At 62.3% G+C, this 5,971-nt stretch carries 4 protein-coding genes; 3 read left to right on the forward strand and 1 reads right to left on the reverse strand.

Annotated elements, in window-relative coordinates; translation table 11 throughout:
* Positions 1-518 precede the first annotated feature (518 nt).
* From V6X73_RS09500 to V6X73_RS09510, 3 genes are all read left to right on the forward strand, one after another.
* The gene (locus tag V6X73_RS09500) at positions 519-2,666 is read left to right on the forward strand and encodes a hypothetical protein (protein ID WP_367959665.1); all 2,148 of its coding nucleotides are present in this window, start codon (positions 519-521) and stop codon (positions 2,664-2,666) included.
* A complete protein-coding gene (locus tag V6X73_RS09505) occupies positions 2,653-3,858 on the forward strand; it encodes a glycosyltransferase family 4 protein (RefSeq protein WP_367981474.1) in 1,206 nt (401 codons plus the stop codon). The genes V6X73_RS09500 and V6X73_RS09505 overlap by 14 nt, the downstream gene beginning before the upstream one ends.
* Positions 3,859-3,944: 86 nt before the next feature.
* Positions 3,945-5,261 carry a nucleotide sugar dehydrogenase gene (locus V6X73_RS09510; RefSeq protein WP_367959661.1) on the forward strand — a complete coding sequence of 439 codons (1,317 nt, stop codon included), beginning with the start codon at positions 3,945-3,947 and terminating at the stop codon, positions 5,259-5,261.
* Positions 5,262-5,349: 88 nt separating this feature from the next.
* On the opposite strand, the gene V6X73_RS09515 is transcribed toward V6X73_RS09510, so the two are convergent.
* Positions 5,350-5,971: hypothetical protein (locus tag V6X73_RS09515; RefSeq protein WP_367959660.1), on the reverse strand; the 622-nt coding region annotated here is incomplete at its 5' end.

Consider the following 5,971-nt stretch of genomic DNA (forward strand, 5'->3'; position numbering starts at 1 on the left):
TCAGTCACCCGACCGACGCAAGTCGTGCCGCTCCGGTATCGCTCGTTGATCGATCGCGGCAGCCGGTCAGCTTGGACCCGGTCATGCGACACCTCGCTTGGTGGCTTGTACGGCATGTTGAAGAACCGGACCTTGTGGTGTGGGTCGTGAAGCAAGGCGGTCAGTTACATCCAGCGTTTGCCCCTAAAATCGAAGAGGCGTTGATAAAAGAATCCCCAGCTTCTAATGCCGGCCAAAACGAAACGCCCCAGCAGTATGCCGAACAGGGAAAGGCTGCTCCCTCCTTGGATCCGCGGCTTCGCCAGCTTTGGCATCTGATTCTCGCGGGGCGCGTGTACACAGGCAGAGGCGACTTGGGTTTGTTTGGGTGGCCAAAGCTTTTTCAAGCCTGCGGCCTGAGCGCTGGCTTACGGTCACAGCTTCGAGCATTTCTGACGCCCTGCCTGGCGTTGGGGCCGCCGCTGAGGCCATGGCGTGACTTGGGGGGTGGCAACGCGGCGGCGGGTTCATCCGGCGACATGACTGCCCTCGTGGATTGGAAAGTCCGCCTCAGGGCGAAGCACGTGTTCACGCCGCTGGATGAACTGGCGGCCAATGAAGATTTGCAAACGGGCCTCCCGGATCTACTCGATGACTTCTCGGCACTGCTCCGGGATGCGCTGGATTTGATGCGGGCGATGGGCGGTGCGGATGACCATCAGGACCGGTCCTTCCTTGCGTGGCCCTCAATCACCGATCACGCGCAGAATGCCGACTATGACGAATGGGTCGCGTTGATTGTTCTCGCGCGGGATGCCTGGCTTGCAACGGCCTCGATCCAGCCGGAACGGGCGGCTCTAGCGGCGAAGACCTGGTGGCATTTGCCGTATCCGTGCTTCAAAAGGCTCGCACTGTTTGCGGCCGCGCAGGGGAATTTGATCCCCCCAGAGGATGCCGTTGATTGGCTGTTGGATGAGGACGCGCATTGGCTGTGGTCCCCACAGGTTCAGCGCGAGGTCATGCGGTTGTTGGTGTCCCTGGGGGCGCGGATCGGTGCACCAGCGCGGTGGCGATTGGAAACCGCGATCCTGGCGGGTTCAGACCGGCATGAGGTCGATGGCACGGATGACGACGAGCGGCGACGCGCCGCGGCTGATCGCTCGGTCTGGCTTCGACTCATAAGGCTAAAAGAGGGAGACACTGACGCGCTGGGGGAAGACGCGGATGAGCGGCTGGCAAGTTTGGAGACAGCGTATCCCCAGTGGCCTATCGCCCCGGATGACGGTGACGACTTTCCGCTACGTTGGCTGGATGGCAGTGAGCTCGGCGAGCCGATACCAACGCCTTACCGATGCAAAGACCTCGTGGATTGGCTACAGCGGCACCCTAGTCGAGATGACTGGAATGATGATGCCTGGGCGGAGCGCTGTCGCCACGCCTTCCCCGCCGCTGTTTGCGCACTCAAGGCGCTGGCTTGTCGTGATGTTTGGGTGACCGATCGATGGGCCGAGGCCCTCAACGCATGGCGGGGTCAACATCACCTGCGTCAGTCGTGGCGCCGCTTAGCTCCGCTGCTGATGCGGATGCCCGATGACCAGTTCACCGAGATATTGCCGGCGGTGACTCATTGGATTGAACGGGTCGCAGAGGCTCGTCAGCCGGCAGATCGTCAGCTTCTCGCACTGGTGGATCGGATTTTCCATGCCTCGGAGGTTGCCGAGAACGATGAAGAGTTCCAGGCATTTGGGGATGATCCACTTATAGCGGCCATCAATGAGCCCATTGGCCATACCACGCAGGCGCTGATCAATGCCTGGCATGGGGAGGCCCTCAAAGATGGACAAGGCCTGCGTGAACTAATCCGATTGCGGTTCGAGCAAGTACTGAATAGCCCGCAGCCCCGTTATATTCGTGGCCGTGTGGTGCTCGCGCGTGACGCGGTGACGCTCTTCCGCGTGGACCCCGAGTGGACGACACATAACCTGCTGCCCTGGTTTGATTGGCAGACGCGGCCTGATGCCGCCGCCGCTGTCTGGCAGGGTTTCCTCAGCGCGGGCCGCTTGCATCCGCCGATGCTTCTCACGATGAAAGCGAGTTTCCTCGAGACCGCTGGTCATTATCCGGAGCTGGGCGTCTTGGGTGACAATTACGCTGCCATGTTGGTCAGCCTGGGGCTGCAACAGGACAATCGATTTGAAGCCGCCGAGCTACGGAAGGCGCTTGAAGCCATCGGCGATGAGGGGCTCGCGCAGGCTGCGAGGGCGCTGACGCGTGGCCTGGCCGCCGCGGATGACCGACGCCAGGCGTATTTCGAGCATCGTGTGGTGCCATTCGTCGATGAGGTATGGCTGCGGACAGAGAATATGGTCTCGTCGCGGGTTGCCGAAGCGCTTGCCGAGCTCTGTATCGTCGCCGATGAGAACTTCCCTGAGGCGTTATGTTTGGTGAGGCATTGGCTGGTTCCGGTGGCATATCCCTATGGCCTCATCCACCGGCTAAGAGAATCGGGGCTTTGCGAACGTTTTCCTGAGGCGGCTTTGCGGTTTCTGGGCTCAGTTATCAAAACTACCTCACGATGGTCACCGGGGGACTTAATCCTTTGTCTGGAGGCTATCGCTTCCGCAATGCCTGTGCTGTCCGATGATCCGGTATTTAACCGTCTTAAGAACTTGAATGGCATCCCTTAATCGTTTCGGGGCAACTCCGGAATCGGAAGATCTCTCTCTGGTCCACGGTGGTTGCCCGAAAATCCTCTTGTTCGCTAACACCGATTGGTATCTCTACAACTTTCGTGGCTCGCTGGCCCTGACGTTGCGGGAAGCGGGCCATGAGGTGCTGCTGCTATCGCCGCCGGGGCCGGACGGTAAGCGGCTGCAGGTGCTTGGCCTGCGCTGGATGCCCGCACCCATGGAGCGGCTCAGTCTGAACCCGCTGCGCGAATTGCGCCTCCTGACCTGGCTGATTCGGTTGATCCGGCGCGAGAACATCGATCTAGTGCACGGGTTTACCATCAAATGCGCGGTCTATGGGGCGCTCGCCGCGCGGCTGACCGGCAACCGGCCCCGGGTCAGTGCCGTGGCGGGAATGGGGTATGTGTTTACCAGCCAGTCGACGAAGGCGCGGTTTCTGCGGCCCGTGGTTCGAGGGGTTCTGCGCGCCGCGTTAGGTGGGCGGCGAGGCCGCCTGATCCTGCAGAACGGGGACGACGTGGCGGTTTTCGAGCAGGCGCGTCTGATCGATCCTAGTCACATCCGACTGATTAAGGGGTCCGGGGTGGATCTGGCGCGATTTACTCCGCCTCGCGAACCATTGGTCTCGCCGCCATTTCGGGTCGTCCTGCCCGCACGGCTGCTCTGGGACAAGGGAGTTGGCGAACTGGTTGAGGCATCGCGGCACTTGAAGGCCCGCGGCGTGGCGGTGGAGGTATTGCTCGCCGGCGAGCCCGATGCCGGCAATCCCGCTGCCGTGCCTGAAGAGGCTATCCGCCGTTGGCATGACGAAGGGCTCGTTCAGTGGCTCGGTAAGGTCGACGACATGCCGGATCTCTTTCAGTCAGTGCATGCAGTGGTGCTCCCAAGCTATCGGGAGGGGTTGCCGAAAAGCCTCATCGAGGCGGCCGGGTGCGCCCTGCCGCTGGTGACCACCGATGTCCCCGGCTGTCGTGAAGTGGTCACTGACGGAGTCGATGGCCTGCTTGTACCGGTACGGGAGGCGGCGGCGCTCGCCGACGCCATCGAGCGACTCGTGCGCGATCCCGCGCTGTGCGAGCGGCTGGGAGAAGCGGCAAGGCGAAAGGCCCGGGCCGAGTTTGATGAGCGAATCGTCATTGAGCGCACGATGGCGGTGTATGAAGAGTTGCTGCCTGCGCGCATGGAGTGAGCGTGGCTGGTTAGAGCGAGCCGCCCACACCCCTTACCCACACGCGTCATAACCACCCCTCCGCACCAACGGAATCCTCAATGTCCATGAATCTGCCCAGTGACCCCCGCGTGGCCGTCATCGGCCTCGGCTATGTCGGTCTGCCGCTGGCGGCGGCCTTCGCTGAGGCCTATCCCGTCACCGGATTTGATATTGATCCACGCCGTATCCGCGAGCTCGAGGCGGGCCGCGACCGCACCGAAGAGCTGAGCGGGGAGGAAATGGCCACCGCCGCCGCCCACGGCATCCGCTACACCGGCGATCCCGAGGCCCTGCGCGACTGCAATGTCTTCGTGGTCACCGTGCCTACGCCCATTGATGAACACCGCCGCCCGGATCTCACGCCACTGCTTAAGGCCAGCGAGACCGTCGGTCGGGTCATCCAGCCCGGTGCTGTGGTCATCTATGAATCCACCGTCTACCCTGGCGCCACCGAGGAGGACTGCATTCCGGTGATCGAACGGGTCTCGGGGCTGACCTATGGCGAGGATTTCCACGCCGGCTACAGCCCCGAGCGCATCAACCCCGGCGATAAGGCCCATCGAGTGACGGATATCGTCAAGGTCACCAGCGGTTCATCGCCTGAGGTCGCTGATTTCGTCGATGCCCTCTACGCCCGGGTTATTACCGCCGGTACACACAAGGCCCCGAGCATCGCGGTCGCCGAGGCCGCCAAGGTCATCGAGAACACTCAGCGCGATGTGAACATTGCGCTCGTCAACGAACTGGCCATGCTCTTCAACCGCTTGGGTCTGGATACGGAAGCCGTACTCGAGGCCGCCGGCACGAAGTGGAATTTCCTGCCGTTTCGCCCGGGGTTGGTGGGTGGTCACTGCATTGGGGTGGATCCCTATTATCTGACTCACAAGGCCCAGGCCGTGGGCCACCACCCGGAGATGATCCTCGCCGGCCGGCGCCTCAATGACGCCATGGGTGCCCATGTGGCCCACGAGGTGGTCAAGGGCCTGATCCAGCGGGGTGTTTGCATCCCCGAGGCCCGCATCCTCGTGCTGGGCCTCGCTTTCAAGGAAGACACGCCGGACCTGCGCAACACCCGCGTGATCGACATCGTCCGCGAGCTCCAGGACTACGGCGCCACGGTCGCCGTCCATGACCCGGTAGTGGATGCCGAGGAGGCACGGGAGGAGTTTGGGTTGGAGTTGGTGCCGGTGGAGGCGTTGGAAGGGCTCGCCGGTGCGGGTGCCGATAACGCCGGTGGCTATGACGCCGCCATTCTCGCCGTGGCCCATCGGCCGTTTGTGGCGCTGGGTGCCTCCGGCATCCGCCAATGGCTCAAGCCCGATGGGTATCTCTACGACGTGAAATACGCCTTTGACGCCGATGCGGTGGACGGGCGCTTGTAACGCCCTCCCGCACAATCTCCATGATCTCAAAAGGGCTGGCAGCCACGGTTGCCGGCCCTTTTTTGTTGGCGCTGCTCATAATGCTCATCTATCTCACCTTCACCCGCGGCCCCTCGTTGTACGCCCGCCGCATGACATCGGTATGGATCCAGTCGAGGGTATGGGTGTAGTGGAGGATGGAGGTGCGCAGGTCTTCATGCCCGATCAGGTCCTTCATCAGGATGTGGTCATCCGTGCCGGCGCGTGAGCGAGTCTCGCCATCAAAGAGCTCGCGCAACTGCGCCAAAGCCTCCGGCTGGAACATCGTTGCCGCCTTCTGGGGCAGCGTCTCGGCAAAGCCGGGGTGGCGCATGGCGTAGACGCGCAGGATCAGCCAGGACACAAAGCTGTGCCGCAGCAGATGAAAATCCACCTCGCCGCCTAGATGCTCGCGCATCAGGCCGATGATCGGATCGATCAAGGCCTCCCGGGTATACCTATCGGGATTATCCCGGGGCCCGAAAAGCGCGATCTGATTGATCTTCCAGCCCTTAAAGCGTGGATCGGCAAACTGCTGGCGTCGTGCCTCGGCGAATTCCCTAAACCACCTAACCACTTTGGGCGGCGCCAGCACATCCAGCGGGATCGAGCGGGTTGCCGCTGCGGTTTTTCCCTCGGACACCGTCACCCGCACCTCGCCGTGGTCAATGTCGACATCTTTCAGGGTGAGG

It is taken from the genome of Spiribacter pallidus (assembly GCF_040838495.1).
Taxonomy (GTDB): domain Bacteria; phylum Pseudomonadota; class Gammaproteobacteria; order Nitrococcales; family Nitrococcaceae; genus Spiribacter; species Spiribacter pallidus.